This is a genomic window from Brucella thiophenivorans (genome assembly GCF_002252445.1).
Lineage (GTDB): Bacteria > Pseudomonadota > Alphaproteobacteria > Rhizobiales > Rhizobiaceae > Brucella > Brucella thiophenivorans.
The window spans coordinates 1-5,181 of the sequence record NZ_NNRJ01000020.1 but is presented as its reverse complement, the minus strand read 5'-3'; the positions used below and the strand labels follow the sequence as shown (position 1 = coordinate 5,181).

Genomic DNA, 5,181 nt, shown 5'->3' with positions numbered 1-5,181 from the left:
GTCTGCACGGCTGCCAGCACGCCTTGCGCGGCCGGCCCGTGCTGTTCCCCAACTTTTCGCTCGGCGAAGAGTATGAACATGCGCCGCCGGCGACGAATCGCCAAATCTCACCGTATCTCCCGAGCGGACGATTTCGCACCGGTCTGCCCGTCGAAGGGCTTGCGATCGAACGGGGCGACCTTTTCTATGCATGTCCGCGAGCCAGCGTCTTTTATGGCACGGCGCTCGACGCCGACCTTCGGACGCGCGGCGTAAGCACGCTTGTCATGGCCGGGATAAGCACCACCGGCGTTGTTCTTTCAAGCGTCGCCTGGGCTAGTGATGCGGACTACGACGTGCGTTTGGTCCAGGACTGCTGCTACGACCCGGATCGGGATGCCCACGAAGCTCTGTTGCGTTCCGGGTTCGGCGGACGTGTACAGGTCGTGTAATTTTCGGGCCTCGCATGATCGCGGCCATAGCCGCAGGTGGATTGGTGCGAGGCAGGGCCAGTCCAAGTCAGGGTGCGGTCATCGCGGCGCCTGCAACTCTCAAAAACCCATCGCCGTAGCGGAGGTCTTGTAATCGCATGTCATTACGCACGCCCGATTTATTGTTCACAGCGATAGCACCTGCCATTTGGGGCAGCACCTACATTGTCACCACCCAATACCTGCCGAACTTCTCACCGATGACGGTCGCGATGCTGCGGGCGTTGCCGGCGGGTTTATTGCTCGTGATGATCGTCCGACAGATTCCAACGGGAATCTGGTGGATGCGCATCTTCATCCTCGGCGCACTTAATATTTCGCTATTCTGGAGCTTGTTGTTTATTTCGGTCTACCGCCTGCCGGGCGGGGTCGCGGCGACGGTAGGCGCTGTGCAGCCGCTGATGGTCGTGTTCATCTCTGCCGCTCTGCTAGGTAGCCCGATACGATTGATGGCGGTCCTGGGGGCTATTTGCGGAACTGCGGGCGTGGCGCTGTTGGTGTTGACACCAAACGCAGCGCTAGATCCTGTCGGCGTCGCAGCGGGCCTGGCGGGGGCGGTTTCCATGGCGTTCGGAACCGTGCTGACCCGCAAGTGGCAACCTCCCGTGCCTCTGCTCACCTTTACCGCCTGGCAACTGGCGGCCGGAGGACTTCTGCTCGTTCCAGTAGCTTTAGTGTTTGATCCGCCAATCCCGATGCCTACAGGAACCAATGTTCTCGGCCTGGCGTGGCTCGGCCTGATCGGAGCGGGTTTAACCTACTTCCTTTGGTTCCGGGGGATCTCGCGACTCGAACCTACAGTTGTTTCCTTACTGGGCTTTCTCAGCCCGGGGACCGCCGTGTTGCTAGGATGGTTGTTCTTGGATCAGACGCTGAGTGCGCTTCAAATCATCGGCGTCCTGCTCGTGATCGGGAGTATCTGGCTGGGCCAACGTTCCAACCGCACTCCTAGGGCGCGTATAGCTTGCCGGAAGTCGCCTTGACCCGCATGGCATAGGCCTATCGTTTCCACGATCAGCGATCGGCTCGTTGCCCTGCGCCGCTCCAAAGCCCGCGACGCAGCGCCGGCAGGCAGAGCAAGTAGAGGGCAGCGCCTGCAATCCATGCCCACCCGTTCCACGTTGTTATAGAAGCCGCATAGATCGCCGTGAAGAGGAGGGGTCCGACGATCGAGGTCAGGCTGGTGAGCGCCGCCAGTGAGCCTTGCAGCTGCCCCTGACGTTCCTCATCCACCTGCCTGGACAACATTGCTTGCAGCGCCGGCATTCCGATGCCACCCGAAGCAAGCAGGACCATGATCGGGAACGCCATCCATCCCCGTGTCGCGAAGGCAAGCAGGATGTAGCCTGTGCCGTCGGCAATCATTCCGAGCATGAGTGCCCGCCTTTCGCCGAGCCGGGCGGCTACAGGGCCGGTGATCATTGCCTGGGCGAGTGAATGCAGAATGCCAAATGCGGCAAGCGAAATGCCGATCGTGGTCGCGTCCCAGTGAAAGCGATCCTCGCCGAAAATGACCCAAAGCGCGGCCGGCACCTGTCCGACAAGTTGCATGATGAAGAAGACCGCCATCAGGGCGGCGACGACGGTCATGCCCCGGGCCCACCGGAACGAAGCGAGCGGGTTGAGAGCCTCCCGGCGTAACGGCCGGCGTTCGCCTTTGTGCGACTCCGGCAAAAGGAAACAGCCCGTCAGGAAATTGAGGCCGTTCAAGGCTGCCGCGGCGAAGAACGGAGCGTGGGGGGAGAAACCGCCCATCAGCCCACCGAGCACAGGTCCCGCGACCATCCCGAACCCGAAACAGGCGCTCATGAAGCCGAAGTGCCGCGCGCGCTCATCGCCATCAGTGATATCGGCAATATAAGCGCCGGCTACCGCCCCAGTCGCCCCGGTGATGCCGGCCACGATCCGCCCGATATAGAGAACCCAAAGGAAAGGCGCCGTCGCCATGATGGCGTAGTCGACAGCAGCGCCGGCCAGCGAGACGAGCAAGACCGGCCGCCGCCCGAAACGATCCGACAGCGCGCCCAGCACAGGTGCGCAGGCAAATTGCATCAACGCATACAGCGCCAGCAGAATGCCATAGTGGGCGGTGACGTCGTTCGAGTGAACCAGATCGCGCAGGAGGCCCGGCAGCACCGGCATAATCAGGCCGATGCCGACAGCGTCGAGCGCGACAGTGCTCAGAATTACGATCAGGGGTCTGTTGGGTTTCACGTCTGGCCTCCGGACCAGCCTCCGCTGGTCCGATTGAACGCGCGGATTCTTTATCACTGATAAGTTGGTGGACATATTATGTTTATCAGTGATAAAGTGTCAAGCATGACAAAGTTGCAGCCGAATACAGTGATCCGTGCCGCCCTGGACCTGTTGAACGAGGTCGGCGTAGACGGTCTGACGACACGCAAACTGGCGGAACGGTTGGGGGTTCAGCAGCCGGCGCTTTACTGGCACTTCAGGAACAAGCGGGCGCTGCTCGACGCACTGGCCGAAGCCATGCTGGCGGAGAATCATACGCATTCGGTGCCGAGAGCCGACGACGACTGGCGCTCATTTCTGATCGGGAATGCCCGCAGCTTCAGGCAGGCGCTGCTCGCCTACCGCGATGGCGCGCGCATCCATGCCGGCACGCGACCGGGCGCACCGCAGATGGAAACGGCCGACGCGCAGCTTCGCTTCCTCTGCGAGGCGGGTTTTTCGGCCGGGGACGCCGTCAATGCGCTGATGACAATCAGCTACTTCACTGTTGGGGCCGTGCTTGAGGAGCAGGCCGGCGACAGCGATGCCGGCGAGCGCGGCGGCACCGTTGAACAGGCTCCGCTCTCGCCGCTGTTGCGGGCCGCGATAGACGCCTTCGACGAAGCCGGTCCGGACGCAGCGTTCGAGCAGGGACTCGCGGTGATTGTCGATGGATTGGCGAAAAGGAGGCTCGTTGTCAGGAACGTTGAAGGACCGAGAAAGGGTGACGATTGATCAGGACCGCTGCCGGAGCGCAACCCACTCACTACAGCAGAGCCATGTAGACAACATCCCCTCCCCCTTTCCACCGCGTCAGACGCCCGTAGCAGCCCGCTACGGGCTTTTTCATGCCCTGCCCTAGCGTCCAAGCCTCACGGCCGCGCTCGGCCTCTCTGGCGGCCTTCTGGCGCTCCTGCTGCGGCGTCCGCTCGTGGGCCGTGGCGCGGGTCCGCGCGCCGGCCTCGTGCGCCTGGCGCTCGCGGGCGAGGTCCAGGGCGGCCGTCTTCACGTTCTGCCTTGCGCAGATGAGATAGGGGAGCCCGCAGAATTCGGAAAAAATCGTACGCTAAGGTTTTCCGGGCATCCGTAAGGGCCGAAACTTCCCGTCTTCCAGTCTGCGGCTCTGCCGCCAGACGTAATCGCCGGTTAGGTTGATGTGCTCCCAGCCCAGCGGCGACAGGAATTGCAGCAGCTCGCCGTCCACCGGCTTGCCGGCCTCGACCAACCCCTGGGTGGCGCGTTCCAGGTACACCGTGTTCCACAGCACGATAGCCGCCGTCACCAGGTTGAGGCCGCTGGCCCGGTAGCGCTGCTGCTCGAAGCTCCGATCCCTGATTTCCCCAAGGCGGTTGAAGAACACCGCCCTGGCCAGCGAGTTGCGCGCCTCACCTTTGTTCAGGCCGGCATGCACGCGGCGGCGCAGTTCAACACTTTGCAGCCAGTCCAGGATGAACAGCGTGCGCTCGATCCGGCCCAGCTCGCGCAGGGCCACGGCCAGTCCGTTCTGGCGCGGGTAGCTGCCGAGCTTGCGCAGCATCAGCGAGGCGGTGACGGTGCCCTGCTTGATCGAGCTGGCCAGGCGCAGGATGTCGTCCCAGTGGGCACGCACGTGCTTGATGTTCAGGGTGCCGCCGATCAGCGGGCGCAACGTCGGGTAGGCTTGCACGCCCTGCGGCACGTACAGCTTGGTTTCGCCGAGGTCGCGGATGCGCGGCGCGAAGCGGAAGCCTAGCAGGTGCATCAGGGCAAAGACGTGATCGGTGAAGCCGGCCGTGTCGGTGTAGTGCTCCTCGATCCGCAGGTCGGACTCGTGGTACAGCAGGCCGTCGAGCACATAGGTGGAATCGCGGACGCCGACATTCACCACGCGGGTGCTGAACGGCGCGTACTGGTCGGAGATATGGGTATAGAACAGCCGTCCCGGCTCGCTACCGTACTTCGGGTTGACGTGCCCGGTGCTCTCGCCCCGGCCACCCGCGCGGAAGCGCTGGCCATCGGAGGATGAGGTCGTGCCGTCGCCCCAGTGGGCGGCAAAGGCGTGGCGATACTGGTGGTTGACCAGCTCGGCCAAGGCCGCCGAATAGGTTTCGTCGCGGATGTGCCAGGCTTGCAGCCAGGACAGCTTGGCGTAGGTCAGGCCGGGGCTCGACTCGGCCATCTTGGTCAGCCCGAGGTTGATCGCATCACCGAGGATTGCGGACAGCAGCAACGTCCTGTCTTTGGCCTCGGCCCCGTCCTTCAAGTGGGTGAAGTGGCGGCTGAAGCCCGTCCAGTCGTCCACGTCCATCAGCAGTTCGGTGATCTTGATGCGCGGCAGTAACTGGCTGGTTTGGTCGATCAGCGCCTGCGCCCGATCCGGCACCGCCGCATCCAGCGGGGTGATTTTCAGCCCTGACTCGGTGAGGATGGCATCGGGCAGCTCGTTGTCCTTGGCCAGGCGGGTGACGGTGGCCAACTGCTCGTCCAGCAGCTGCAA

At 63.2% G+C, this 5,181-nt stretch carries 4 protein-coding genes and 1 pseudogene; 3 read left to right on the top strand and 2 right to left on the bottom strand.

All coding sequences use genetic code 11. From position 1 onward, the window contains the following. Both CEV31_RS12275 and CEV31_RS12270 read left to right on the top strand, forming a co-directional pair. Positions 1-431 (top strand): isochorismatase family cysteine hydrolase (locus tag CEV31_RS12275; RefSeq protein ID WP_223218547.1); only part of this gene is annotated, 431 nt, incomplete at its 5' end. 137 nt (positions 432-568) lie between these two features. Continuing rightward, positions 569-1,453: a DMT family transporter gene (locus CEV31_RS12270; protein WP_000058717.1), complete on the top strand. Its 885-nt coding sequence runs from the start codon at positions 569-571 to the stop codon at positions 1,451-1,453. Between the two features lie 31 nt (positions 1,454-1,484). Here CEV31_RS12270 and tet(A) read toward each other — a convergent pair whose 3' ends face one another. Continuing rightward, positions 1,485-2,684: a tetracycline efflux MFS transporter Tet(A) gene (tet(A), locus tag CEV31_RS12265; protein ID WP_000804064.1), complete on the bottom strand. Its 1,200-nt coding sequence runs from the start codon at positions 2,682-2,684 to the stop codon at positions 1,485-1,487. A gap of 105 nt (positions 2,685-2,789) precedes the next feature. Between tet(A) and tetR(A) the strand changes: the two genes are divergently transcribed. Then, positions 2,790-3,440, top strand: coding sequence for a tetracycline resistance transcriptional repressor TetR(A) (gene tetR(A), locus CEV31_RS12260; protein ID WP_000164043.1), 651 nt, complete (start codon positions 2,790-2,792; stop codon positions 3,438-3,440). Between the two features lie 331 nt (positions 3,441-3,771). Here tetR(A) and CEV31_RS12250 read toward each other — a convergent pair. Further along, positions 3,772-5,181: pseudogene (locus CEV31_RS12250) on the bottom strand (Tn3-like element TnAs1 family transposase); the annotation flags it as partial.

Excerpts from the sequence above, each read along its gene's own strand:
- CEV31_RS12270 (WP_000058717.1), top strand. The coding sequence starts at position 569 with ATGTCATTACGCACGCCCGATTTATTGTTCACAGCGATAGCACCTGCC.